General features: G+C 67.2%; 15 protein-coding genes. 5 read left to right on the plus strand and 10 right to left on the minus strand.

Annotated features, from left to right (window positions below):
• Positions 1-470 precede the first annotated feature (470 nt).
• Both OHA72_RS22245 and OHA72_RS22250 read right to left on the minus strand, forming a co-directional pair.
• A complete protein-coding gene (locus OHA72_RS22245; RefSeq protein ID WP_327003212.1) occupies positions 471-2,258 on the minus strand; it encodes a reverse transcriptase/maturase family protein in 1,788 nt (595 codons plus the stop codon).
• 199 nt (positions 2,259-2,457) lie between these two features.
• Positions 2,458-4,233, minus strand: a complete 1,776-nt coding sequence (locus tag OHA72_RS22250) for a reverse transcriptase/maturase family protein (protein ID WP_327004557.1) — start codon at positions 4,231-4,233, stop codon at positions 2,458-2,460.
• A 1,134-nt stretch (positions 4,234-5,367) separates the two neighbouring features.
• Here OHA72_RS22250 and OHA72_RS22255 point away from each other — a divergent pair.
• The 3 genes from OHA72_RS22255 (at position 5,368) to OHA72_RS22265 (ending at position 10,652) form a co-directional block, all read left to right on the plus strand.
• Positions 5,368-5,823 (plus strand): chromosome partitioning protein, encoded by a 456-nt coding sequence (locus tag OHA72_RS22255; RefSeq protein ID WP_327009705.1) that lies wholly within the window; start codon positions 5,368-5,370, stop codon positions 5,821-5,823.
• A 104-nt stretch (positions 5,824-5,927) separates the two neighbouring features.
• Positions 5,928-9,338: a hypothetical protein gene (locus OHA72_RS22260; protein WP_327009706.1), complete on the plus strand. Its 3,411-nt coding sequence runs from the start codon at positions 5,928-5,930 to the stop codon at positions 9,336-9,338.
• Between the two features lie 505 nt (positions 9,339-9,843).
• Positions 9,844-10,652, plus strand: a protein-coding gene (locus OHA72_RS22265; RefSeq protein WP_327011640.1) for an IS5 family transposase whose coding sequence is annotated in 2 segments (ribosomal slippage) — positions 9,844-10,179 and positions 10,182-10,652 — 807 coding nt in all. Because the reading frame shifts where the segments join, the coding sequence is not laid out codon by codon here.
• Between the two features lie 125 nt (positions 10,653-10,777).
• On the opposite strand, the gene OHA72_RS22270 is transcribed toward OHA72_RS22265, so the two are convergent.
• The 5 genes from OHA72_RS22270 to OHA72_RS22290 all read right to left on the minus strand — a co-directional run bounded on the left by OHA72_RS22270 (position 10,778) and on the right by OHA72_RS22290 (position 17,305).
• The gene (locus tag OHA72_RS22270) at positions 10,778-11,674 is read right to left on the minus strand and encodes an SDR family NAD(P)-dependent oxidoreductase (protein ID WP_327009707.1); all 897 of its coding nucleotides are present in this window, start codon (positions 11,672-11,674) and stop codon (positions 10,778-10,780) included.
• Positions 11,675-11,957: 283 nt separating this feature from the next.
• Positions 11,958-12,947 carry a site-specific integrase gene (locus OHA72_RS22275; protein ID WP_327009708.1) on the minus strand — a complete coding sequence of 330 codons (990 nt, stop codon included), beginning with the start codon at positions 12,945-12,947 and terminating at the stop codon, positions 11,958-11,960.
• Positions 12,944-13,876: a tyrosine-type recombinase/integrase gene (locus OHA72_RS22280; protein ID WP_327009709.1), complete on the minus strand. Its 933-nt coding sequence runs from the start codon at positions 13,874-13,876 to the stop codon at positions 12,944-12,946. Before OHA72_RS22280 ends, OHA72_RS22275 begins: the two co-directional genes overlap by 4 nt.
• A complete protein-coding gene (locus OHA72_RS22285; RefSeq protein WP_327009710.1) occupies positions 13,873-15,081 on the minus strand; it encodes a tyrosine-type recombinase/integrase in 1,209 nt (402 codons plus the stop codon). The genes OHA72_RS22280 and OHA72_RS22285 overlap by 4 nt, the downstream gene beginning before the upstream one ends.
• A 448-nt stretch (positions 15,082-15,529) precedes the next feature.
• Positions 15,530-17,305, minus strand: coding sequence for a reverse transcriptase/maturase family protein (locus tag OHA72_RS22290; protein ID WP_327004557.1), 1,776 nt, complete (start codon positions 17,303-17,305; stop codon positions 15,530-15,532).
• Positions 17,306-18,486: 1,181 nt separating this feature from the next.
• Here OHA72_RS22290 and OHA72_RS22295 point away from each other — a divergent pair.
• Complete coding sequence (locus OHA72_RS22295) at positions 18,487-19,986, plus strand: ISL3 family transposase (RefSeq protein ID WP_442788738.1); 1,500 nt, start codon at positions 18,487-18,489, stop codon at positions 19,984-19,986.
• Positions 19,987-20,322: 336 nt separating this feature from the next.
• Here the strand turns inward: OHA72_RS22295 and OHA72_RS22300 are convergent, their stop codons facing one another.
• Positions 20,323-24,153 carry an nSTAND1 domain-containing NTPase gene (locus OHA72_RS22300; protein WP_327009712.1) on the minus strand — a complete coding sequence of 1,277 codons (3,831 nt, stop codon included), beginning with the start codon at positions 24,151-24,153 and terminating at the stop codon, positions 20,323-20,325.
• A 126-nt stretch (positions 24,154-24,279) separates the two neighbouring features.
• On the opposite strand from OHA72_RS22300, the gene OHA72_RS22305 reads away from it, so the two are divergent.
• Complete coding sequence (locus OHA72_RS22305) at positions 24,280-24,492, plus strand: hypothetical protein (RefSeq protein ID WP_327009713.1); 213 nt, start codon at positions 24,280-24,282, stop codon at positions 24,490-24,492.
• A gap of 496 nt (positions 24,493-24,988) precedes the next feature.
• On the opposite strand, the gene OHA72_RS22310 is transcribed toward OHA72_RS22305, so the two are convergent.
• Together OHA72_RS22310 and OHA72_RS22315 are read right to left on the minus strand one after the other, a co-directional pair.
• On the minus strand, positions 24,989-25,399 hold the full coding sequence (locus OHA72_RS22310) for a hypothetical protein (RefSeq protein ID WP_327009714.1): 411 nt from the start codon (positions 25,397-25,399) through the stop codon (positions 24,989-24,991).
• Positions 25,400-25,781: 382 nt separating this feature from the next.
• Positions 25,782-25,940 carry a hypothetical protein gene (locus tag OHA72_RS22315; protein WP_327009715.1) on the minus strand — a complete coding sequence of 53 codons (159 nt, stop codon included), beginning with the start codon at positions 25,938-25,940 and terminating at the stop codon, positions 25,782-25,784.
• Positions 25,941-26,125: the final 185 nt, after the last annotated feature.

Consider the following 26,125-nt stretch of genomic DNA (forward strand, 5'->3'; position numbering starts at 1 on the left):
TTGTCCTGTATCGCCGAAGGTTGCGAATGTCAGACTTAGGTTGCGAGTGATCTTGCGGAGGTCAGAATTACTCTGCGAGTCGCTGGCGGAGTTTGTGTCCGGTCTCCGTGAGGTTGGCGGATTCTCGGACAGCTGGCGGGTTTCCCGACGGATTCTCGTGCATGGTGGCGACAGTGCCAGATATATACACGTATGCCGGGAAGGCGTCTCAGGCAATCTGACGGGTCTCAATGGATCAGTGTTGTCCGGACGGGCTTGACGTTTCCTGCGGGCGCCGCCCGAGGCTGCCGGGGAATGCCTCCCGCGTCCTTGGTAACGCTGCGTAGCGTCGATCGTGGCGGTTCGCTGGTGCCGCGCTTCGCACCGGTAGGTCGCTGGCGAGGTTTCCGTTGTTCGCGGTTCCTTTTCCAGCGACCCCCGGCCCGAACCCGCCGTGCCGGTTGTCCCGGCAACGGGCTCTCCAGTGACTGCTACGTGAGCGTGTTGGCAGGTTGCCGGTGGTGGATGCTGTTGTGGCAGGGTGGGCAGACGATCAGTGTCTTGCGCCGCATCCTGGCCATCTGTTGCGCCCATACCGGTTGTGTTCGTCCCGGGGTCGCGAGTTGGGCGAGTTTGGCGACCTGGTGGACTTGCACCTGGGCGCGTTGCTCGCATAGTTCGCACCAGCCTCGGCGCAGGCGGGCGAGTAGTTCGCTGCCGTTGCGTCGGCCGGCCAGTGGGGCGGGTTGACGGTCGTCGAGGACCGCTTTCCTCTGCCGTTTGAGGGGGATACCGCCGAACCGTGTGGCCCGCGGTTTCCTGTCGGCGCGTTCGACCGTGGCTTGGAAGCACACCCGTCGCCCTGCGGGGGTGTCGATGGTGGCCTGGTACTTGTCGGCCATCTTCGACACGGTCGAGCGGTGCTTGCCGGCCAGGGTCTTGAGCATGGAGGTCAACATGACCCATTGCAGCCGGTTGAGCCTCCACACATCCTGCGCGGGCAGGTAGTACTGCAGATAGCCGCGCCACTGTGCCCCGTACCTGCCGATGATCTCGTGATCGGGGTGGTTCAGCAGTTCGGGGCGCAACTCGGGTTTGCCGAGTTTCATGAACGCGGCGCTCTTGGCAGTGATCACGTCCCGGGGGACGCGCAAGGCGACCTTCCCGTTGGCCGACCGGTGACCACGGGTGGTCTTGTGGTCGGCGTGTTGGACGGTGATCTCGTAGCCGAGGAACCTCGCCGCGCCGGTACGCCCATGAGTGATGAGCGTCTTGTCCTGGTTGAGTTCCAGCTTGAGGTCATCGCGCAGGAACTGCGCCAGCCGGGCCTTGATGTACTCGGCTTCCTGTCGTGGTCCGGTAAATCCCAGCAGGTGATCGTCGGCGTATCTGGTGTACCGGAGCCGCCGGAAGTCGGGATCGCGGGGGTTGCCCCGCGGCAGGGTCCGCAGCTGCTGCCGCAGCTGGCGGACTGCTTCGACGTCGCGGCGACGCCGGGCGCGCTCGATCGCGGCTCTCACCCGCCCGTAGGCCGGGTTGTGTGCCCGGCTCACGCCTCGGGTGTACTCGGGGATGAGCTGTGTTTCGACAAACTGGTCCAGTCGGTCAAGATAGATGTTACTCAATACCGGCGAAGCCACCCCGCCCTGCGGAACACCGGAGAGGGTGGCGTTGAACTCCCAGTCCTCAAGGTACCCGGCGTGCAGCATGTTACGCAGCAGCCGCAGGAACCGGTTGTCGTGGATGTGCTCGGCCAGGATCGACAGCATGACCTCGTGGTCGAAGCTGCCGAAACAGTCGGCGAGATCACCCTCGATGAACCAGGTTGTCCCGGACCAGCAGGTCGCCACCTCGGTCAACGCCGTGTGACACCCCCGACCGGGACGGAAACCGTGTGACCGGGCGGAGAACCTCGGTTCGTAGTACGCCTCCAACAGCAGCCGCACCACCTCACCGACGAGCTTGTCCGCCCATGATGGCAGACCCAACGGCCGCAACTTCTTCCCGTCCTTCTTGGGAATGTAGACACGGCGCGCGGGCATGAACCGGTAACGTTCGTGGCGCAACGCATCGATGATGCGCCCGATCCGGCCCAGGGTCATGCCATCGGCGGTCTCCCCGTCGACCCCGGGCGTCATCGCGCCGTGGTTGGCGTAGATGCGCCCGTAGGCCATCAGGTACAGGTCCGGGTTGAACAGTTGTCGATACAGCTCGGTACACGGCAGGCCACGCCTACCGCGCTCACGCAGGACATCCAGTACCGTTTCGGCGTTCTGCATTACGCATACCTCCCGGAATCGTGGTGTCCGATCACCTGGCCCCCTTCGCCCTGTGTCCGGCTCTCCCGGACCCCCTGGCAGGTCGTGACTCCTGGTAGGGTGGGCTGCCCGACGAGGTCCCAGCGAATCTGGGCCTTTTCCGGGCAGCCTCCCTCCGAACCCGGCGTGCCCGCTTTCCAGGCACCGGGCTCTCCAGCGATTACGCCGCGTTCGCGACCGGGTTTGCGTGGATCCAGCCATGGCAGGGTGCGCAGACGATGAGCGTCTTGCGTCGCATCCTGGCCATGACGGTGGCCCACGCGGGCTGGTCCGGTCCTGGTTTCCCGAGCTGTCGCAGAGCGGCGATCTGGTGGACAACCACCGTGGCGCCGGTCTCACACAGCTCACACACCCGCTGGTGGAGCCGAGCGAGTAGTTCCTTACGAGGAACACGGACCGGGACCGGGGCAGGGTCGTTGATGACCGCCCGCCGGTCTTGCCGCAGGATGATCCCGCCGAATCGTGCAACCAGGTCCGGCTTGCCCAGCCGTTTCCGTCTGGCCTCGAAGCAGGTCCGCAGCCCGTCGCTGGTGGTGGCCTTCGCCCGGAAACGGGCGGCCATCTTCGTGACGGTGGACTTGTGCTTGGCAGCCAGGGTTTTCAGCATGGACGTCTCGGCGTGCCAGCGCAGCGTGCCGAGCCGCCAGACGTCCTGGGCGAGTAGGTAGTAGTTGACGACGCCACGGTATTCGGCTGCGTAGACCCGGACGATGTCGTAGTCGTCCTGGTTTTGCAGCCGGGTCCGGCGCGACGGTTTGCCGTGCTGCCGGTAGCGGGCGCACTGGGCCTTGACCACGTCCGGCGGCACCCGCAGCGCGATCCTGCCATTGACCGATCTCCGGTTTCTGGTGATCTTCGTGCTGGAGTGCTGGACGATGATGTCGTAGCCGAGGAACCGCGCCGGCTGGGTGCGGGCGTGGCTGATCAGGGTCTTGCTGTCGTTGAGTTCGAGTCCGAGGGTCTCCCGGAGGAACTCCGCCAGCCTGGCCTTGATCTGCTCGGCTTCGGCCCTCGGCCCGGTGAACCCCAGCAGATGATCATCCGCGTACCTCGCATAGCGCAGGCGGCGGTAGCCCGGGTCCATCGGGTCGGTGGAGGGGAGCATGCGCATCTGCTTCATCAGGTGCCGGGCCTGTGCCCGGTCCCCGCGTCGCCGTGCCCTCCTGAGCAGAGCGTCTATCTGCCGGTAGGCGGGATTGGCGGCCCGAAGCGCTCCCCGCGTGTACTGCGGGATCAGTTTCTGCTCAACAAATGTGTCGAACTTGTCCAGGTAAACGTTCGAAAGGATTGGTGAAACCACGCCGCCCTGCGGGCATCCGCTGAGCGTGTCGTGGTATTCCCAGTCTTGCAGGTACCCGGCTTTGAGCATGTTTCGAATAAGCCGCAGGAACCGTTGGTCCTGGATCTTCTCCGCCAGTATTCCGAGAAGAATATCATGATCAAAGCTCCCGAAACAGTCGGAGATGTCACCCTCGATGAACCACGTTATCCCGCTCCAGGTGTTGTTTATCTCCCGCAGTGCGGTATGACACCCTCGCCCTTTCCGGAACCCGTGGGACCGGTCGGAGAACCGTGGCTCGTACATCGCCTCAAGGAGCAGGCGAACCACTTCACCAACCAGCTTGTCGGACCATGACGGCATGCCCAGAGGCCGTAGCTTCCCATTCTTTTTCGGGATATAGACGCGGCGGGCCGGGGAGAACCGGTACCGTTCGTGCCGCATCGCCTCGACGATCTGGTCGATCTTGTCCTCGGACATGCCATCAGCGGTTTCCGCGCTGGCCCCGGGTGTCATCGCCCCCTGGTTGGAGTAGATGTTCCCGTACGCCAACAGGTACAACTCCTTGTTGAACATCTGCCGGTACAGTTGCGTGAACGGCAGGCCCTTCCTGCCGCGCTCGCGGAGAACGTCAAGTACCACTACGGCTTCCTGCATTACGCATCCCTCATGGTTGCTTCCCGTTCATCGCCTGTGCCCCTTCGCCCTGTGGACCGTCATTAGCGGTCTCCAGATTGGGCGGACGTTACCCCGCCGACTACTGTGGGCACTCCGTCGCCATAGGACTCGCGTCCCGTAGGCGATCCCATGTTCATCACTGCTGTACGTGTCGAGCGCGATTTAGGCGTCCCGTCCGTCTCCTTGAATGCCCTGACAGGGCATCGCTCCAGCACCCCAAGAGGATTGCAGCGAGTTAGTCGCCAACTCGCCGCAGGGGCCGGTACCGGTTTCAGGCGTCTTTCCGGTAGGTTCCGTATTGCACCTTCTGGAGACTAGGCTTCAGGCAGTATGGCTTTCACCATGTCGCGCGGATCCCCCGGCACGCCACCCCATACGCCTGGGCATGAACTGCCGGTTTCCTGGCATGCTGTTGTCCCCGACTACCCTTTCAGGGCCGGGTCAGCCATCAGATCCAGAGACATCTCCTCCCGTCTCTGCCCGCTGCACGGGCGATACACCAGTGCACCTCATGGCGCACCGACTACTACGAGGCCTCCGTCGCCATAGGACTCGCGTCCCGTAGGCGATCCCGCGTTCGTCCCTGGTGTACGTGACAGCGGAACGTAGGCGGCCCACTCATCTCCTTGAATGCCCTCACTGGGCATCGCCCTGTGCCCCGAAGGTTGCGCCGGCGAATCCGGAACACCAGCGCAGGGCACGGCACCGGCTTCGGGCGTCTTGCCGGTGGATGTCGGCTTGCATCGTCTGGAGATTGGGCTTCGGGCAATCCAGCTCTCGCCATATTCCGCGGGTCCCGCAGCGCACCGCCCCTGACGCCTGGGCGCGACCACTGCTTTCCTGGCATGCTCTTGTCCCCTTCACCTTTCGGATCCAGGTCAGCCATCAGACCCAGGAACCTCCCTCCGAGTTCCTCCCAGCTGCGCTGGGGATACAACAGGACGCCTCGCGGCGCAGCGGATTTGCCGATGAATGCGCACCCGATCTTGTTGTTGAGTCGGTCCTCGGCTGTCGCGAATGTGTTGGTGTCGGACGTGGTGGGTGTTGTGGGTTGCTGTGGTCCGTCAGGATGTGGTTGTTCGGATGCTGTCCGTTGCTGGAGGTGGTGGTCCGGTGGTGATTGAGGCTGGGTTGGTGGCTGGGTATGTGATTGCGTGGGCGGTGCGGAAGGCGCGGCGTGCTGCTGGTCGGCTAGATGCCGAGACGGACGCGGTGATTGATTCGAGTTTGGATCGGTTGCATGCGGTGGTGGTGGACAAGTTGGGTGGTCATCCGGTCTTGGAGGACCTGGCTGACGAGGCCTCGGCCGATGAGGGGCAGGTCAGTGAGTTGACCCGCCAGCAGGTGGAGTTGGCGATCACGGCTGGTGCGCGTAGGGACGACGCGTTCGGGCAGGCGGTCACTGACCTGGTCGCGCAGTTGCGGGTGGCGGAGCAGGCTGCTGGGGTGTCGGTGGTATTCCATGGCGACGCCTACACGCAGGCGACGGGGAACGGGATCGCGTTTGGGCAGGTTGCCGGGGATGTAACCGTGGGGCGTGAGGGACGAGAGCCGCCGGACCCTCGGTAGCCGGACCGGTCCAGTCGCCGACCGCGTCCGGCATTCCCAGCCTTCCCGTATCTGCGGACGCCCGAACCCGCATCGCAGTCGCAGTCACCGATGGGGTTCGGTCGGTGGCGCACGCCGAGGCTGGCGGCACAGCGATTCACCGGGCCGAACACGTCTCGATTCACCACGCGCTGGGCGGCGTGCTGCCGCCGGTTCGGTTGGTTCGGTCGGCGTATCTGGAGCAGGTCCGGCGGATCGCTCCGCCGCAGTTGCTCGGGCGGGATGCGGAGTTGGCGGAGTTGACCGGATTCTGCACGGACGGGCAGCGTGGTCCGTATGTGTGGTGGCGGGCCGGGCCGTGGGCGGGGAAGTCCGCGTTGTTGTCGACGTTCGTGTTGCATCCCCCGGCCGGGCTGTTGGGGCGGGTTCGGGTCGTGTCGTTCTTCATCACCGCCCGGCTCGCCGGGCAGGACACTCGGGACGCGTTCACGACGGTGCTGCTGGAGCAGTTGTGTGAGCTGATCGGCCAGGAACTGCCGGCGGCCGGGAGTGAGGCGGCCCGGGAGGCGTGCCTGCTGGACCTGCTAGCCCAGGCCGCCGCCACCTGCACGGCAGCCGGCGAACGGTTGGTGCTGCTCGTCGACGGTTTGGACGAGGACCGGGGTGAAATCCTCGGCCCGTACGCGCACAGCATCGCCGGGCTCCTGCCCGCGGACCCGCCAGCGGGAATGCGGGTCATCGTGGCAGGCCGGCCGAACCCACCGATCCCCGACGACGTCCCAGACTGGCATCCCTTGCGTGACCCCGGGATCATCCGTCTCCTGAGCGGCTCGACCCACGCCCTCGATTTGCAACGCCTCGGCGGCGCCGAACTGAGGCGGCTACTCAAGGGCAGCACGATCGAGCAAGATCTTCTGGGGTTGCTGACCGCCGCTCGTGGTGGACTGTCCGGTCCGGACCTCCACGAACTGACCGGCGCCGACCTGGTCCACATCGAGGACGTCCTGCACACTGTCACCGGGCGCACGTTCACCCGCCGCGCCGAGACCTGGAGCCCTGATCCCGGGCCAGAGATGTATCTCCTCGGCCACGAGGAACTCCACAACGCCGCCGAACGGTACCTCGGCCGCACCCGGCTGGATGTGTACCGGGAGCGGCTGCACACCTGGGCAAACGGCTACCGGCACTGCGGCTGGCCGACCGGCACTCCGGCGTACCTGCTGCGCGGCTATCCCCGCATGCTCGCCGGCCTCGGAGATGCCGACCGGCTCGTCAACCTAGCCAGTGATGCGACCCGTCACCACCGGTTGTTGAACAGCACCGGCGGCGACGCCGCTGCTCTCGCTGAGATCGCCGCCGCGCATGTCCTCATTGTCGCGCAGCCATCTCAGGATCTGCTTGCCGCGCTGCGCCTGGCATGGTATAGAGACCAACTCGCTGACCGCAATACCCATATCCCCGCCCAACTCCCCGCCGTTTGGGCCAGCCTCGGACAGCCCATCCGCGCCGAAGCACTCGCCCGGTCTATTGCCTACCCTGCCGTGCAGGCGCAAGCGTTGGCCGGCATGGTCGGGCCGTTTACGGCGGCCGGCGACCACGACCACGCCGCGACGTTGACCACCGACGCCGAGCAGATCGCCCGGTCCATCACTAACCCGTACCTTCAGGCAGAGGCGCTGGCTAGTCTGGTTGGGCCGTTGGCGGCGGCCGGTGACCACGACCATGCCGAGCAGATCGCTCGGTCTATCACCGACCCGTCCTTGCAGGCGCGAGGGCTGGCTGACCTGGTCGGGGCAGTGGCGAGGGCCGGTGACCATGACCACGCCGAGCAGATCGCCCGGTCCATCCTCGACCCGTACTGGCAGGCGCAGGCGCTGGTCGGTTTGATTGAGGCGTTAGCGGCGGCTGGCAACCATCTCCACGCGGCGACATTGGCCAGCAGTGCCGAGCAGATCGCCCGATCCATCACCGATCCGGACTCGCGGGGGCGGACGTTGGCTGACCTGGTCGGGGCGATGGCGGCGGCTGGTGGCCACGAGCGCGCCGAACAGATCGCCGAGTCCATCACCGCCCCATGCTGGCTGGCGTTGGTCGGTCTGGTTAGGGCGTTGTCGGCGGTCGGTGATCATGACCGCGCCGAGCAGACCGCCCGGTCCATTGCCGCCCCGTACTGGCGGGCGCAGGCGCTGGTCGGTCTGGTTGGGGCGTTGGCGGCGGTCGGTGATCATGACCGCGCCGAGCAGACCGCCCGGTCCATTGCCGCCCCGTACTGGCAGGCGCAGGCGCTGGCTAGTCTGGTTGGGGCGTTGGCGGCGGTCGGTGATCATGACCGCGCCGAGCAAACCGCCGAGTCCATCACCGCCCCGTACTGGCAGGCGCAGGCCCTGGCGAGCCTGGCAGGGGCGCTGGCGGCTGGTGATCAGGACCGCGCCGCGAAGTTGGCCGGTAGCGCCGAGCGAATCGCCCGGTCCATCACCGACCCGGACTCGCGGGCACGAGGGCTGGCTGACCTGGTCGGGGCGTTGGCGGCAGCCGGTGACCACGACCGCGCCGAACAGATCGCACGGTCCATCACCAACTCGGGCTCGCAGGCACAGGCACTAGCCAGCCTGGTCGAGGCGTTGGCGGCGGCCGGTGATCATGACCGCGCCGAGCAGATCGCCCGGTCAATCACCGCGCCGTACTCGCGGGCGCGGGCGTTGGCTGACCTGGTCAGGGCGTTGGCGGCGGCCGGCAACCATGACCACGCCGCAACGGTGGCCGATTGCGCCGAGCAAGCTGCCCGATCCATCAGCAACCCGTACCCGCAGAACCAGGCGCAGGCGCAGGCGCGGGCGTTGGCCTACCTGGTCGGGGCGTTGGCGGCTGGTGATCAGGACCGCGCCGCGAAGTTGGCCGGTAGCGCTGAGCAGATCGCCCGGTCCATCACTGAGCCGGACTCGGGGGGGTGGGCGTTGGCTGACCTGGTCCGGGCGTTGGCGGCAGCCAGCGACCATGACCGCGCTGAGCAAATCGCCTGGTCAATCACCAACCCGCATTGGCGGGCGCAGGCATTGGCCCGATTGGTTGGGGCGTTGGCGGCTGGTGATCAGGACCGCGCCGCGACGGTGGCCGATAGCGCTGAGCAGATCGCCCGGTCCATCACCAACCCGGACTCGCGGGCGCGAGCGTTGGCTGGGCTGGTCGGGCCGTTGGCGGTAGCCGGTGACCACGACCGCGCCGAGCAGGTCGCGCGGTCGATCACCAACCCGTCCTGGCAGGCGCAGGCGTTGGCGGACCTGGTCGGGCCGTTGGCGGCAGCCGGTGACGACGACCGCGCCGAGCGGATCGCCCGGTCCATCACCGCCCCGGAGTCGCAGGCGCAAGCGCTGAGCAGGATAGCCAGTTTCGTTGAACCGGCAAAAGCCCAATCATTGATCGCTGACGCACTGGCTATCGGCTATTGGACGACTCCACTTCGGGCGCTTGCCCGTAGTGACTCAGCCTCAATGTGTACTTTCGTCATCGAATGCCAACCACACCGAACACAACAATGACATACACCCAGACCGAACATGCGTGTGGATCCGGTGGCGCCTTCTCTCCCGCTGGACTCGCCCGGCTCGCCGGCATTCCGGCCGGTGCCTATATCGCCGCTCTGGACACCTCGGCCGCCCGTCCGCCTCGCCGCGGTGTTTACCGCAGCGTTCGGCACCACTGCCCCGGCCCCCGGCTGCGGCGCTTGTCCACCCTGCGCTCGGCGTGTCGCGGCCATTGACATTCCCTGTCGCCGACCCCTCACATTCAGCGGATCTGGCCCATTTTCCGGGGAGTGGCAACGGAGGGTGAGGTTCGGGGTCAGTTCGGCAGGAGGATGCGGTGACGAAGGAGATCTAGATTCGCTCGGCCGAACATCGACCTCTTCAACGCCTTCACCCTGTTCACTCCGCCCTCGCAGGTCCCCGAACTCCACGTCCGGGTGAGACCGTTAGGGGGTGTCTCAGTTGGTGAGGTTGCGGCCTCAGGCATCATCTTCTGTTTATGGCGGATGTTGTCGAGGACATGATCCAGACCTGGGCGCCGGACGACCTGTGGACGGTGGCGCAACCGTTGATTCCTGTTGCTGCGAAACGACCTCAGGGCGGTGGGAAGCGTCGAGCGGACGACCGGGCTGTCCTGGCGGCGATCGTGTACATGGTGCAGGCGGGGTGTTCGTGGCGGAAACTGCCCGCGGTGTTCTTCGGGGTGTCCCGGCCGACGGTGCACCGCAGGTTCACCGAGTGGACCGAGTACGGGCTGTGGGAACAGATCCACCACGAGTTGCTGCACCGGCTGCAGGTGGCCGGTGGGATCGACTGGTCGCGGGCGATCGTCGACTCGATCAGTGTCCGGGCCTTGAAAAGGGGGACCTGACCGGGCCAAACCCGGTCGACCGCGGCAAACCGGGCTCGAAGATCCACGTCCTGTGCGACCGGCGCGGGATCCCGTTGCAGGTGCTGATCTCCGCCGCGAACACCCCCGATGCGCAACTGCTGTTCCCGCTGCTGGACGCGTTCACCCCTGTGCGTGGGCGGCGTGGCCGCCCCCGCCACCGTCCGGAGAAGCTGCACGCGGACAAGGCCTACGACCACAAGGCGATCCGGGCCGAGGTGCAGCGCCGCGGCATCCGGGTCCGCATCGCCCGCAAGGGCGTGGAGTCCTCCGAGCGGCTGGGCCGGCACCGGTGGATTGTCGAGTCATGCCTGTCCTGGTTCACCAACAACCGCAGACTCGCCCGCCGCTACGAACGCAAAGCCGAGCATTTCCAAGCCTTCGCCGACCTCGCAGCCATCCTCATCTGCCACCGGCGACTCACCAAAATCACCAACTGAGACACCCCCTTAGTGACAGCGTCAAGATCGCGGTTCAGTCACGCAGATCGCATCGGAGTATCCGCTTCTGGCGTACAGCGTGTTTTCATGCCGGTCTTGGATGTCGGCGGATTGACGCGCGGTTGCTAAAAGGCCTTGTGGAGCGTGTCAGGCGGGCTCAGGTCGATCGGGTTGGGGCCGGTCAGCACGCCGCCCTCTACGGGCAGGGTGTGCCCGGTGATCCAGGCGGCGTCGTCGGAGCCGAGGAACGCGACCGCTGCCGCGATGTCCTCCGGCTCGCCGACGCGGCCGAGTGGGTACATCGCCGTGAGCCTCTCGAGCGCGTCCGGCTGGGAGTCCCAGTTCGGCGTCCGGACGGTGCCGGGGGCGACCACGTTGAAGCGCACGCCGAGCGGACCGTACCGGGCGGCGTAGTTCTGCGACATCGCGATCTGGCCGGCTTTCGCCGCGGCGTACTCGATGTTGCCGAAGGCCGCGATGCCGTTCACCGAGCTGATCGTGACGACGTTGCCGCGGGTCTTCACCAGGTGCGGGATGGCCGCCTGGATGCAGCGTGCGGCGCCGACCAGGGTGAGGTCGAGCTGGCGGTGCCAGTCCTCGGCTGAGGTGTCCTCGGGCATCGAGGTGACGATGCAGCCGCCCGCGTTGTTCACCAGCAGGTCGAGCCGGCCGAACCGCTCGACTGTCGCGGCGACCGCGGCGTCGACGTCGGCGCGTGAGGTGACATCGACCTTGACCCCGAGCGCGTGCTCCGCACCGAGCTCCGCGGCCGCGGCCACGGCCGCGTCCTCCCGCAGGTCCGTGACGACCACCGCACCGCCCTCAGCGGCGACCCGCCGGACAACAGCCTGCCCGATGCCCTGTGCCGCCGCCGTGACAATCGCAACCTTGCCATCGAATCGCCGCATCACCACTCCTCCAGAATCTTTGTCGCCATCCTCCGCCGCGATCCAGCCCCGGCTTGGCGGCACAAGACCGCGGCAGAGCACGATCAAACCACCGCCCGCGATCGCCCCGTCCACCGCACCCAGACCAGCCGGCCACACCCGGACCGACCTTCGTGAGCAGCCGATCGGTGAACACCATCGCCTCGGCATCGCACCGGTAGGCCGCTGGCGAGGTTCCTGTGGTGCAGGTCCTTTTCCAGCGGCCCCCGGTCCGAACCCGCCGTGCCAGTTTCCCGGTTATGCCGAGTTCGGCATAACCGGGACTATGCCGAGTCGCGGATTATGCCGAGTTCGTGGGGTCAGGGTGGGTGTTGTGCCTGGCCAGGGTTGCTGCGCATGATCGGCTGCTCGGCATTATTTAGAGGGCTTCGAGGAACGCGAGCAGTTTGTCGGGCGGGCGGTAGCGGCCGGGGGTGGTTCCCGGTGGTGTGGTGCGGGCCAGCGCCCGTTCTTTGAGCGCGAGGTCGGCGTGTAGGTAGATCTGTGTGGTCTGAACGCTTTCGTGGCCCAGCCAGAGCGCGATCACTGAGGTGTCCACGCCGGCTTGGAGCAACCGCATCGCGGCGGTGTGACGCAGGACGTGGGGAGTTACGTTCTTGCTGGCGAGGGTTGGGCAGTGTGGGGTTGCGGTGGTGACGTGTTTGGCCAGCAGCCAGGCGACCGCGTCGGTGGTCAGCGGTCGACCGCGCCGGCCGGGGAAGAGCGGATCGGCTGGGTCACCGGCTCGTTCGCGGAGCCAGACCTTCATCACCGCCACGGTCTGGCGGGTCAGTGGAGTGACGCGCTGCTTTCTGCCCTTGCCCACGCAGTGGACGCAGGCGCCGGTGCCCAGGTGCAGGTCGTTGCTGGTGAGGCTGGTCAGCTCGGACACCCGCAGTCCTGTTTGGACGGTCAGGGCGAGCAGCGCATGGTCTCGGCGGCCGTGCCAGCTGGCGCGGTCGGGCGCGGCGAGTAGCGCGTCGACCTCCTGCGGGGTGAGGAAACAGACCATGGCCTGTTCGTGCCGTTTGGACGGGATGGCGAGCACTCGCTGGATCAGTCCGGCGTGTTCGGGATGACGCAGGGCTGCGTAGCGAAACAGCGACCGGATGGCGGTCAGTCTGGCGTTGCGGGTGGTCACACTGTTACCGCGCTCGGTCTCCAGGCAGGTGAGGAACGTGGTGATCAGCCTGGCGTCCAGGTCGGCGAGGTCCAGTTGGGAGGGCGCCTTTGCGGTGTGGTCCTGCGCGAAGAGCAGCAGCAGCCGCCAGGTGTCGCGGTAGGCGCCGATCGTGTGGGCGCTGGCGTCTCGCTCGGTTGCCAGCCGCTGGGTGAAGAACGCTTCGAGGGTGGGTGCCAGCGTACTCATGCCGGACCCCCACCGCTGGAAGATTCGAGCCGCTCGGCGGCCGGGGTCAGCAGTTCAGGGACGGCCTGCAGGTACCAGTAGGTCGATGATGGGCGGGCGTGTCCGAGGTAGGCCGACAGCAGCGGCAGCCGGGCCTGCACGTCGCCGCCGTCGCGGTACCAGTCCAGCAGGGTACGAACCGCGAAAGCATGCCTGAGGTCGTGCACCCTTGGCCGGCGTGACCCGTTGCGGGGGCCGAGCCCGGCTTGGTCGACCAGCCTGGTGAAGACCGCTCGAAGCCGCCGTCCGGTCAGTCTGCGGCCCTGCACGGAGATGAAGAAGCTGGACGTGGCCGGTCTGGGGCAGAGCCGATCTCGCTGCGCGGCGTAGTCGCGCAGGACCGCGACGGTGGAGGCATGCAGCGGCAGCCGTCTGGACTTGTTGAACTTGCTGTCGCGGATGCTCAGCCCTCCGGTCGCGAGGTCGACATCGTCGCGGTTGAGGCCGATCGCTTCACCTTCCCGCATCCCGGTCACGGCCAGCAGCCCGAACACGGTGCGGTGGGTCGCCACGCGCAGCGGATGCCTGAGCACCGCGGCGACCGCCGCCAGCAGCACGTCGATGTCGGCCTCGGAGAACAGGAACGGGACCGGACGTGTCCGGCGGTAGGCCAGCAGATCGGCGGGCGGTACCTGTGTGGCAGGGTCGATCGCCTGCAGCCAGCGGGCGAACCCGCGCACCACCGACAGCCGCTGCCTCCAGCGGAACCGGTCCACCCCCTGCGGCCCGGTGGCCCAGTCCAACGCGGCCTCGACGGTCGGCGTCGCAGCACCGCGCTGGTCCAGATAGGTCACGAACTGCGGCAGCAGCCGGCTGTGGTCTTCCAGTTTGAACCCCAACGACCGGCGGATCGACAGATACTGCTCGACCCGCTCGTGCAGCGTGTTCATGCCGCACCTCCCGGCCAGGGCCGGGCGACCGCATGCAGCGCCGCCTGGTCGTCTCGGGCGTAGTGCGCCGTGACCGACACATCCCGATGCCGCAGCGCCTGCCCGATCTCCAGCAGCGGCGCACCGGCGGCCCGCATAGCGCAGGCGGCGCTATGACGTAGCCGATGGGCGCCGACGCGCGAAAGTCCTGCACGTTCACACGCCCGGGCGACCACCTGGTTGACCCCGGTGTGTGACAGCCCGACATAGGGCGCGTGGGCGTGCAGGAACAGGCTGCGGCACGCGCCACGGCGCCGGCCCCGCCGGCAGTACTCGGCGATGGCCCGCCCCACATCGACCGGCAGCGGCAGCCGCTCCCGCCGGTTGCCCTTACCGCGCACCTCGATCTCACCGGCGCGCCAGTCCAGGTCATCCACGTTCAGCGCGGCAACCTCACCGGCCCGCAGACCCAGCCGCGCCAGCACGGTCAGCATGGCAAGATCCCGGCGGCCGACGTTGGTACGCCGGTCACAGCTTGCCAGCAACCGACCGATCTGATCGGCGGCCACCGCCCGCGGCAGCCCATCATCCCGCCAGCCCGGAGCAGCCGGCACCGCGCCGACCAGCGACATCGGCGTGTGACCCTCCACATGCAGCCACCGCAGCAGCGCCCGTAGCCCGGTCGTCACGTTGTTCAACGACCCGGCACTGCATCGGGCCGCCTCCGCCAGCACGAACGCGCTCACCTGCTCCGCGCACAGCCCGGCGATCCCGTCCAGCCAGTCGCTCCCGGTAACCAGGAACCGGGCAGCGACGCTGCGGTAGTTGCCGATAGTGGAGTCGGCCAACCCGCGCTCGGCCGCCAGATAGGCAACGAACGCGTCCAGCAACTGCTCCCGCGGAGTCAAGGCAACCACGGGCACCGGCCGCGGCACGACGCCCAGCCCTCGCAGATACTCCAGCAGCGGAGTCATTGCCCGCGCCGTCAGCTGACGATCGTCCCGACTGACCACACGACGATGGGACACGAACTGTTCCAGGTCCACATCGGACAGTTCCCCGGCCTCTCGGCCACGCTCGGCCAGCCACCGGCTCAGACGCGCCATCAACAGCAGCAGCCCAGTCGCCCGACTTCGCGAGTAACCCCGCCCGGCCAACTCCCGCCGGAACCCGACGGCAAACGCCGCCAGCGGCCCGGCCACCTCCACACGCGACGGCTTGTGCATGATCGCCTCCTCCCACCCGAAGCACGACGCTCCGAGTAGAGGAAGCCTCACTCAACCAGCACGATTATGCCGAGCAGCCGATCATGCGCAGCAACCCTGGCCAGGAACAACACCCACCCTGACCCCCCGAACTCGGCATAATCCGCGACTCGGCATAGTCCCGGCAACGGGCTCTCCAGCGACCATTACGTAAGACGCATCAACGACCGCGTCCACGCAGGGCATCGCGTTCCGTTTCGGCGCTCGGCATTCCGCCTACCTCCCGGCTTGCGATGCCCGGTCACCTGGCCCCCTTCGCCCTGATTCCGGCTCTCCCGGACCCCTTGGCAGGTCGCTACTCCTGGTAGGGTGGGCTGCCCGACGAGGTCCCAGCGAATCTGGGCCTTTTCCGGGCAGCCTCCCTCCGAACCCGGCGTGCCCGCTTTCCAGGCACCGGGCTCTCCAGCGATTACGCCGCGTTCGCGACCGGGTTTGCGTGGATCCAGCCATGGCAGGGTGCGCAGACGATGAGCGTCTTGCGTCGCATCCTGGCCATGACGGTGGCCCACGCGGGCTGGTCCGGTCCTGGTTTCCCGAGCTGTCGCAGAGCGGCGATCTGGTGGACAACCACCGTGGCGCCGGTCTCACACAGCTCACACACCCGCTGGTGGAGCCGAGCGAGTAGTTCCTTACGAGGAACACGGACCGGGACCGGGGCAGGGTCGTTGATGACCGCCCGCCGGTCTTGCCGCAGGATGATCCCGCCGAATCGTGCAACCAGGTCCGGCTTGCCCAGCCGTTTCCGTCTGGCCTCGAAGCAGGTCCGCAGCCCGTCGCTGGTGGTGGCCTTCGCCCGGAAACGGGCGGCCATCTTCGTGACGGTGGACTTGTGCTTGGCAGCCAGGGTTTTCAGCATGGACGTCTCGGCGTGCCAGCGCAGCGTGCCGAGCCGCCAGACGTCCTGGGCGAGTAGGTAGTAGTTGACGACGCCACGGTATTCGGCTGCGTAGACCCGGACGATGTCGTAGTCGTCCTGGTTTTGCAGCCGGGTCCGGCGCGACGGTTTGCCGTGCTGCCGGTAGCGGGCGCACTGGGCCTTGACCACGTCCGGCGGCACCCGCAGCGCGATCCTGCCATTGACCGATCTCCGGTTTCTGGTGATCTTCGTGCTGGAGTGCTGGACGATGATGTCGTAGCCGAGGAACCGCGCCGGCTGGGTGCGGGCGTGGCTGATCAGGGTCTTGCTGTCGTTGAGTTCGAGTCCGAGGGTCTCCCGGAGGAACTCCGCCAGCCTGGCCTTGATCTGCTCGGCTTCGGCCCTCGGCCCGGTGAACCCCAGCAGATGATCATCCGCGTACCTCGCATAGCGCAGGCGGCGGTAGCCCGGGTCCATCGGGTCGGTGGAGGGGAGCATGCGCATCTGCTTCATCAGGTGCCGGGCCTGTGCCCGGTCCCCGCGTCGCCGTGCCCTCCTGAGCAGAGCGTCTATCTGCCGGTAGGCGGGATTGGCGGCCCGAAGCGCTCCCCGCGTGTACTGCGGGATCAGTTTCTGCTCAACAAATGTGTCGAACTTGTCCAGGTAAACGTTCGAAAGGATTGGTGAAACCACGCCGCCCTGCGGGCATCCGCTGAGCGTGTCGTGGTATTCCCAGTCTTGCAGGTACCCGGCTTTGAGCATGTTTCGAATAAGCCGCAGGAACCGTTGGTCCTGGATCTTCTCCGCCAGTATTCCGAGAAGAATATCATGATCAAAGCTCCCGAAACAGTCGGAGATGTCACCCTCGATGAACCACGTTATCCCGCTCCAGGTGTTGTTTATCTCCCGCAGTGCGGTATGACACCCTCGCCCTTTCCGGAACCCGTGGGACCGGTCGGAGAACCGTGGCTCGTACATCGCCTCAAGGAGCAGGCGAACCACTTCACCAACCAGCTTGTCGGACCATGACGGCATGCCCAGAGGCCGTAGCTTCCCATTCTTTTTCGGGATATAGACGCGGCGGGCCGGGGAGAACCGGTACCGTTCGTGCCGCATCGCCTCGACGATCTGGTCGATCTTGTCCTCGGACATGCCATCAGCGGTTTCCGCGCTGGCCCCGGGTGTCATCGCCCCCTGGTTGGAGTAGATGTTCCCGTACGCCAACAGGTACAACTCCTTGTTGAACATCTGCCGGTACAGTTGCGTGAACGGCAGGCCCTTCCTGCCGCGCTCGCGGAGAACGTCAAGTACCACTACGGCTTCCTGCATTACGCATCCCTCATGGTTGCTTCCCGTTCATCGCCTGTGCCCCTTCGCCCTGTGGACCGTCATTAGCGGTCTCCAGATTGGGCGGACGTTACCCCGCCGACTACTGTGGGCACTCCGTCGCCATAGGACTCGCGTCCCGTAGGCGATCCCATGTTCATCACTGCTGTACGTGTCGAGCGCGATTTAGGCGTCCCGTCCGTCTCCTTGAATGCCCTGACAGGGCATCGCTCCAGCACCCCAAGAGGATTGCAGCGAGTTAGTCGCCAACTCGCCGCAGGGGCCGGTACCGGTTTCAGGCGTCTTTCCGGTAGGTTCCGTATTGCACCTTCTGGAGACTAGGCTTCAGGCAGTATGGCTTTCACCATGTCGCGCGGATCCCCCGGCACGCCACCCCATACGCCTGGGCATGAACTGCCGGTTTCCTGGCATGCTGTTGTCCCCGACTACCCTTTCAGGGCCGGGTCAGCCATCAGATCCAGAGACATCTCCTCCCGTCTCTGCCCGCTGCACGGGCGATACACCAGTGCACCTCATGGCGCACCGACTACTACGAGGCCTCCGTCGCCATAGGACTCGCGTCCCGTAGGCGATCCCGCGTTCGTCCCTGTTGTACGTATCGAGCGGAACGTAGGTGGCCCACTCATCTCCTTGAATACCCTCACTGGGCATCGCTCCGCGCTCCGGAGGTTGCGTCGGCTGAGCGGAACACCGACGCAGGGCACGGCACCGGTTCAGACGTCTTTCCGGTGGATGGCGGCTTGCATCCGCTGGAGATTGGGCTTCAGGCAATTCAGCTTTCACCATATTCCGCGGGTCCCGCGGCACCCCGCACCCGTACGCCTGGGCACGGCCACCGCTTTCCTGGCATGCTCTGGTCCCCTTCACCTTTCGGATCCAGGTAAGCCATCAGACCCAGGAACCTCCCTCCGAGTTCCTCCCGGCTGCGCCGGGGATACAACAAGGCGCCTCGCGGCGCAACGCTCATGCCGCTGACCAGGCGCGTGTGGGTCGGCGACATCCATCACTCCGGATGCCTCTTCCAGGCCGGAACGGTGCGCAGGGTGTGGTGGGTTACTCGGCATGGTCGATCTGAGGCTGCTTGAGGTTTGTTTCCCCAGTTGGCGTTGGTGCGGGTGGATGAGGTCGCCCGCGATGGTGATCGGGTTTGTGTCCGGGCCCGGGTGAGGCAGGCGACGGGGCGGTGTCCGGCATGCGGGATCCCGGCCAGTCGGGTCCATGACCGCTACGAACGGCAGATCGCGGATACCGCCGTGGCCGGTCAGCGGGTGTTGATCCGATTGCAGGTCCGCCGGTTCATCTGTGACGTCGCCGCCTGCACGCGGCGAACGTTCGTCGAGCAGGCGGACGGGTTGACGTTCCGGTACGGGCGCGTCACCAGGCATCTGCACGAAACGTTGCAGGTGATCGCGGCCGCTCTGGCGGGTCGCCCGGGTGCGCGGCTGGCGGCTAGGACGGCGATCGCCACAAGCAGGTCCACGCTGCTGCGTGTCCTGCGGGCGATACCGCTGCCAACACTGACCGCGGGCCCGCGGGTGCTGGGAGTCGACGAGTTCGCCATCCGCCGCGGCGCGACATACGCGACGCTGCTATTGGATATGGAAACCCACCGGCCGATCGACGTCTTCGACGGCCGGACCGCTGACAGCTTCGCCGCGTGGCTGCGCGCGCATCCCGGAGTGGAGACAATCTGCCGGGACCGGGGCGGGAACTATGCCGAGGGCGCCCGGTCAGGTGCACCCGGCGCGGTACAGGTCGCCGACCGGTTCCACCTTTGGGCCAACCTCGGCGAGGCCGTGGAGAAGACCGTGATCGCCCACCGATCCTGCCTGCCCGAACCCGTCCCCACCGATGAGGAGACCCAGACCGCACCCGCGTTGGTGATGCCCGATCAGGGACGAGATGGCGACGGTGACGAGCGTCGGCTGACCGTGCGCAAACGTGAACGGTACGCCGCTGTTCAAGCGCTGATGATCGCCGGGAACTCACTCAACTCGATCAGCAGACAGACGGGCTTGTGCTTCCGGACGGTCCAGTGCTACGCCCAGGCCGACAGCTTGGACGAACTGCTGGCCACCGCCGAGCGGTCCAGCACACTCGACCGGTTCAAGCAGTACCTCCTCACCCGGTGGAACGACGGCTGCACCGACGTCGGCCGGCTGCATCATGAACTGCAGGGCATGGGATGGCGCGGTAGTGCGAGAACGGTGCAGCGCTACGCTCACCAACTTCGCGGGTTGACCAGTGCGCCGGCACCGGGACCGGTCACGCCCAAGCCGCGCAAGGTCGCCAAATGGCTCATGACCAACCCGGCCAACCTGACAGCCGGCGACCAGGTCCGCCTGAAAGCAGTGATCGCCCGCTGCCCGGAGCTGGAGGCCACCCGCCGGCACGTCGCTGAGTTCGCCTTCATGATGCGCGAGCTGCGCGGCGACCAACTCCCCAACTGGATGGCCGCGGTTGCAGCGGATGAACTCCCGGCGCTGCACTCCTTCGTCAAAGGACTGAACCGAGATCTTGACGCTGTCAAGAACGGTCTCACCCTGACGTGGAGTTCGGGCGCCTGCGAGGGCGCAGTCAACAGAGTGAAGGCGTTGAAGAGGTCGATGTTCGGCCGAGCGAATCTAGATCTCCTTCGTCACCGCATCCTCCTGCCGAACTGACCTCGAACCTCACCCTCCGTTGCCACTCCCCGGAAAGTGGGCCAGATCCCGAAAAGGTCAGTGGTCGGCGACAGGGAATGTCAGTGGCCGCGACAACGCCGAGCGCAGGGTGGACATGTGCCGCAGCCAGGTGGCCGGGGCGGTGGTGCCGAACGCTGCGGTAAACACCTCAGCGAGGCTGGCGGGGCGGCCGGGGTGTCCAGCGCGGCGATGTCGGCACCGGCCGGAATGCCGGCGAGCCGGGCGGCGAGCGCGGTCAGGGTCTGCCGGTACTTGGTGGCGATGCCGGTGGACCAGGCGCTGGTGAGGGTGTACCCCAACACAACACACGGGGATTCAGCCGGTCGCATGAGGGCATGCCCGCGAACCGGAGTCGGTTGATGGCAGGTACATCGCGCGTTCGTCGGGGGTGAGGTTACGGTCGACATTGCCGCAGATGCGGTCGATCGCCTCGGCCGGTGTCGAGCTGGTGTCCGGCCATACCCGTACCGTCTGGTCCGAGCTGGCGCTGGCGAGGTGGTGGCCGTCCGGGCTGTACGCCACCGCGTACACCTTGTCGGTGTGGCCGGTGAGGGTGCGGGATTGGCTGGTGTCCAGGTCCCACACCCGTACCGCCTGGTCGTCGCCGGCGCTGGCAAGGTGGTGCCCGTCCGGGCTGTACGCCACCGCGAGCACCGCGCCGGTGTGGCCGGTGAGGGTGCGGGATTGGCTGGTGTCCAGGTCCCACACTCGCACCGTCCGGTCGTTGCTGGCGCTGGCGAGGTGGCGGCCGTCCGGGCTGTACGCCACCGCGAGCACCGGGCCGGTGTGGCCGGTGAGGGTGCGGTACTGGCCGGTGTCCAGGTCCCACACCCGCACCGTCCCGTCCGAGCTGGCGCTGGCGAGGTGGTGACCGTCCGGGCTGTACCCCGCCGCGGACACCGGGCCGGTGTGGCCGGTGAGGGTGCGGTACTGGCCGGTGTCCAGGTCCCACACCCGCACCGTCCCGTCCAAGCTGGCGCTGGCGAGGTGGTGACCGTCCGGGCTGTACCCCACCGCGAGCACCCCGCCGGTGTGGCCGGTGAGGGTGCGGGACTGGCCGGTGTCCAGGTCCCACACCCGCACCGTCCCGTCCGAGCCGGCGCTGGCGAGGTGGTGCCCGTCCGGGCCGTACACCACCGCGAACACCGTGCCGGTGAGGGTGCGGTACTGGCCGGTGCCCAGGTCCCACACTCGCACCGTCCGGTCGTTGCTGGCGCTGGCGAGGTGGCGGCCGTCCGGGCTGTACGCCACCGCGAGCACCGCGCCGGTGTGGCCGGTGAGGGTGCGGGACTGGCCGGTGTCCAGGTCCCACACTCGCACCGTCCGGTCGTTGCTGGCGCTGGCGAGGTGGCGGCCGTCCGGGCTGTACCCCACCGCGGACACCCCGTCGGTGTGGCCGGTGAGGGTGCGGGACTGGCCGGTGTCCAGGTCCCACACCCGCACCGTCCCGTCCGAGCTGGCGCTGGCGAGGTGGCGGCCGTCCGGGCTGTACCCCGCCGCGGACACCCCGTCGGTGTGGCCGGTGAGGGTGCGGGACTGGCCGGTGTCCAGGTCCCACACTCGCACCGTCCGGTCGTTGCTGGCGCTGGCGAGGTGGCGGCCGTCCGGGCTGTACCCCGCCGCGGACACCCCGTCGGTGTGGCCGGTGAGGGTGCGGGACTGGCCGGTGTCCAGGTCCCACACTCGCACCGTCCCGTCGTAGCTGGCGCTGGCGAGGTGGTGACCGTCCGGGCTGTACCCCGCCGCGAGCACCCCGTCGGTGTGGCCGGTGAGGGTGCGGGACTGGCCGGTGTCCAGGTCCCACACTCGCACCGTCCGGTCGTTGCTGGCGCTGGCGAGGTGGCGGCCGTCCGGGCTGTACCCCGCCGCGGACACCCCGTCGGTGTGGCCGGTGAGGGTGCGGTACTGGCCGGTGTCCAGGTCCCACACCCGCACCGTCCCGTCCAAGCTGGCGCTGGCGAGGTGGTGACCGTCCGGGCTGTACCCCACCGCGGACACCGGGCCGGTGTGGCCGGTGAGGGTGCGGTACTGGCCGGTGTCCAGGTCCCACACCCGCACCGTCCCGTCCGAGCTGGCGCTGGCGAGGTGGCGGCCGTCCGGGCTGTACCCCACCGCGAGCACCCCGTCGGTGTGGCCGGTGAGGTGGCGTGCTGCAGGTTGAGCAGCGGCGGGGTACAGGCTGGCGACGGCTTCGTCGGTCGGGCTGACGCGGTAGGCGTGCACGGCGAGCAGCCCGGCCAGGTCGGGGTCACTGGACAGCAGGGCGGTCGACTGTGCGGCGAGCTGCCGGGACAGCGCTACCTGTTGGGCGGTGACCGCGGTACGCCATTGCCACACCGCGACCGCGGCGGCGACAGCGACGACAGCGAGCAGGCCGGCCAGGACAGTGTTCAGTCGTCGAGCACGTCGGGTGCGGGCCTGCTGGTGGTGCTGGCTGGCCGTCAGGAACGCGGTGATATCGCGGGGGAGCGGCCGGTGGGTGGCCCAGTCGAGGCCTTCGGCCAGGTCGGTGCCGTGGAGCAGGTCGTCGGCGGTGGGATGCCGTGCCCAGTGGCGGCGGCGTTCGTCGGTGCGGCGTAGCCAGTCCTGGAAGCGGTGATCGTTGTCGACCCATCCGCGGAGGAGCGCCCAGTCGCGGATGACCGCGTCGTGGACCAGTTCCGCTACCGGCACCCTGCCCTCATCCGGGCCGGCTGGATCCGATGTGGCGGTGTCGGCCTGGGGCAGCGTTCGGGTGGTGACGATGCGATGCCGGGTCAGAGTGGCCAGGACCCGGTCGACCAGCAGCCCGCCAGCTGCATCAGCGGGAGCGGCGCCGCCGGGCACGGTGGTGGGGTCGATCAGTTCGCGGAGGGTGTCGACCCGAACCTGCTGCCGGACGGCGGGCACGTTACGGTCAGCATCCGCCGGGCGCACCAGCGCGGTCAACACCCGTTCGGCGCAGGACTTCTCGGCGGGGGTGAGCTGGTCGATGGCGGCGGTGCACCAGGCTGTCAACGCGCCGCGGACCCCGCCGACGCTCTGGTAGGCGGTACGGGTCAGCCGGGTACCGGTGCGTCGATCCCACACCTGGTACAACGTCAACTCCAGCAGCGGTAACACGGTGACCGGCACACGCCGGGTCGCGTCCGTGTCGTTGTCGGCCAGCAGATCCGTCACGATCTGCTCTGGCAGTCCCGGGTCCCAGGTCAACCCGGCCGTGGTCGCGGGTTCGGTGATGATGTCCCGCAACTGCTCGACATCGAGGGTGGCGGGCAGGTTCACCTGCGGGACCCGGCCGAGCAGGTCCGGGGCCTGGGCTGCCAGCTGCGGGTAGAAGTCGTCGCGCATGACCAGCAGGAGCGTCACCCCGGTCGTGCCGACCACGGCGCTCAGCTGTCCGAGGATCTGCCGGCGTACCCGCTCGAGCTCAGGATCGGTCAGCGGGGTGAGCAACTCTTCGAACTGATCGATGACCAGCAGCAGGCGGCGCCCTGTCGGTTGCCCGGCCAGCTGCTGTGCCACCGCCGCCGGCAGCGAGACACCGGCACCGGGCAGGCCGGCCCGGCCCAGCTCGGCTGGCAGGTCTTGCCTCGGCCGGGCGGACACCCGAAGCCACCGGTCACTGCCCGGCAGCCTACCGGCACCCACTGCGGGTAACACTCCGGCGTGTACCAGTGACGACTTACCCGCCCCGGACGGGCCCAACAGCAACACCGCCGCCCGAGGGTTGTTCAATGCGGCCAGTACCTGTTCGACCGCGCTGTGCCGGCCGTGAAACCAGACCGCGTCCTGTTCGGTGAACGCCTCCAACCCCCGGTACGGATCCCCCGCGGCCGCCGGCAATGACCCCTGCTTGGCGATCGCGGCCAGCATCCGGGTATGCCGGTCACGCCACTGCTGTAGGTCCGGGTCCCGGTCGGTGCCGGCATTCTGGATGCACGCCTGGACGAACGTCTCCACGAACGGCCAGTCCGGGACCGTCTTGCCGGTCACCTTCTGCTGAATCGTGCTGTATGCCTCCGGCCGTTTGAGCTCGCGGAAAAGCCGCTCCAGTGTCCGGAACGGCGGGTTGCCGCAGTCGACTCGGAACTGCTGCAACAGCGTTTTGAAATCCGCGACCGGGTCAGAGTCCTCACCCGGCTCGGCGATCGGGGGTTCCGCCACGCAGGCACCCTACTCGGCGTCACCGTCTCCAGCGCTGTCCGTAATCCGTCCGGACACCTCGACGGACACCCAATAGACAGCTGACATCAGGCTCTACCAGCCACAACACCACCTGGGGAGCCCGCCATGACCAACCAGCTGACCACCCTGATCAACCACGGCGGCCTCATCCTCGCCGCCAGCGGCCTGCTCTACACCGTCAGCACCACCGCCGCCGCCCTCACCGCGCTGGTCGCCCCTACCCCCACACGCCGCCGCGACGCCCGCAAAGTCCTCGCCCTCCTGCTGCGCCGCACGACCATCGACGACAAACCCGGCACGTCGGCCAACGATCGGTGAGGAGATGTAGGTTGTGAGTGATCTTGCGGAGTTCGGACCTGCCTTGCGGATGAACGGCGTGTCTCTGCCGACACGTCGAGCGCTCGGCTGGTCAACTCGATACCCGTAGCCGGCCGCGGCAAGAATCCGCAAGGTAAGTTTGACCAGATCCCTGCCGCGCCGGTCGGAACTACCTTGCGAGCTGCTGGTCAGGGCATCGGGATTCGCAAGGCTCGACTGGAACAGACAGCTACTTGTCCTTTCCGCGCTTAGATTGCGGAGTTCGGACTTAGATTGCGGATGATCTTTCCGTGCTGCTACCGGGTTCGATGAGGTCGACGTCGGCGTGAGCCGGACTGAGCTGGCGCAGGTGCAGCGCGATCTGTTCGCTACGCGGACGCCCGTGGCCGCGGCGGCGGTTGCGCTGGGCGGCGCTACCAGGGCGGGCGCCCAATGCTCGACGCCGAACGCCGACTCACCGGAAGCAAGAAGGCCGCAGCAATAGCCCAGCTCGCTGTCAGCGGTGCTGACAGGTCACGAGGGCCACCTCATCTACGTACTCTCTGACAACCCATCCTGCGGTCTTTGAGTCATCCGTCAAGCACGACGCAGGCACCCATGCATAAGCGTCGCGCCGGCTCGGTGACTTTGCCGTCGCAGTGACGACGGTGTCCGGGCCGTTGCCCTGTTTGGCGGCCTCCAGCGCAAACCATCCGCCGACACCGGTCGATGCAACCAGGCACGAGCCGCCAATACACGCTGCGAGGACAGCCGCGACGGCCGTCAGTTCAGCCGCCTTGCGAGTGGCGTCGCCAGCAACGCGAGCTGCTGTGACTACACCGCTCCTTTCGATCTTGGCCGCACGCACAGCGCCGCGACTTTCGATCCCTGCGGCACGTTCCTCGGGGCTCGGGTTACCTTGCGTCATGTGGCACAAGGTACGACACCGACTCGACTGGGAAGCGGGGCTTCCACGCCTGCCTGCGGCAACTCGGGCCGGATAACCGCAAGGTAGGTCCGGACACTTCTAGTCGCCAGCGTCCGGGCCTACCTTGCGAATTGCTGGTAAACGTCTTGATCATCCGCAACCTTCAGCCGGACGCGGCAACGGCTGTCTGCCCTGTATCGCCGAAGGTTGCGAGTGTCAGACTTACCTTGCAAGTGGTCTTGCGAAGGTCAGAACTAGTCTGCGAGTCGCTCTCGGGGTTCGGGTGGTCGATGTCAAAAATGCTTGTGTGGTGGCGATGTTGAGCGCAGTGGACGAGACGGCTGACGTGGAGCTGGACGGGTTCCGAGCCATGTGCGGGCCATCATGGGCGAAGCTCCCGCACGAGTTTCGCGATAGCGCGCAGGATGTCGGCGCGGTCCTGCGAAGCGGTGTCCCTCAGCGCCGTGCCGGTGATGATCACGGTGGTGATCGCGATGATCATGAGTCCGGCCAGGAGCACCGCTGCCTCCCAGATGTTCATGTGTCTGTCCTTCCGCCAAGCGGCCTCAACCGCCCCGGAGGAGGCGGCCACGAGCACCTTGGCCAGGCTCCCCGCTCGTCGCCTATGGATGCCGGATCGCCGGATTTCTGGCGGCATGCCCCCTGGTCAGGCTGTCGTTCGGCCTTGGGTCGCCGGATCGCGCCGAATTCGATCAGCTCCCGGAT

This window comes from Dactylosporangium sp. NBC_01737 (assembly GCF_035963215.1).
GTDB lineage: Bacteria > Actinomycetota > Actinomycetes > Mycobacteriales > Micromonosporaceae > Dactylosporangium.

Excerpts from the sequence above, each read along its gene's own strand:
- OHA72_RS22250 (WP_327004557.1), bottom strand. The coding sequence starts at position 4,233 with ATGCAGGAAGCCGTAGTGGTACTTGACGTTCTCCGCGAGCGCGGCAGG.
- OHA72_RS22290 (WP_327004557.1), bottom strand. The coding sequence starts at position 17,305 with ATGCAGGAAGCCGTAGTGGTACTTGACGTTCTCCGCGAGCGCGGCAGG.
- OHA72_RS22280 (WP_327009709.1), bottom strand. The coding sequence starts at position 13,876 with ATGAACACGCTGCACGAGCGGGTCGAGCAGTATCTGTCGATCCGCCGG.
- OHA72_RS22245 (WP_327003212.1), bottom strand. The coding sequence starts at position 2,258 with ATGCAGAACGCCGAAACGGTACTGGATGTCCTGCGTGAGCGCGGTAGG.
- OHA72_RS22310 (WP_327009714.1), bottom strand. The coding sequence starts at position 25,399 with ATGACGCAAGGTAACCCGAGCCCCGAGGAACGTGCCGCAGGGATCGAA.
- OHA72_RS22285 (WP_327009710.1), bottom strand. The coding sequence starts at position 15,081 with ATGCACAAGCCGTCGCGTGTGGAGGTGGCCGGGCCGCTGGCGGCGTTT.
- OHA72_RS22305 (WP_327009713.1), top strand. The coding sequence starts at position 24,280 with ATGACCAACCAGCTGACCACCCTGATCAACCACGGCGGCCTCATCCTC.
- OHA72_RS22315 (WP_327009715.1), bottom strand. The coding sequence starts at position 25,940 with ATGAACATCTGGGAGGCAGCGGTGCTCCTGGCCGGACTCATGATCATC.
- OHA72_RS22275 (WP_327009708.1), bottom strand. The coding sequence starts at position 12,947 with ATGAGTACGCTGGCACCCACCCTCGAAGCGTTCTTCACCCAGCGGCTG.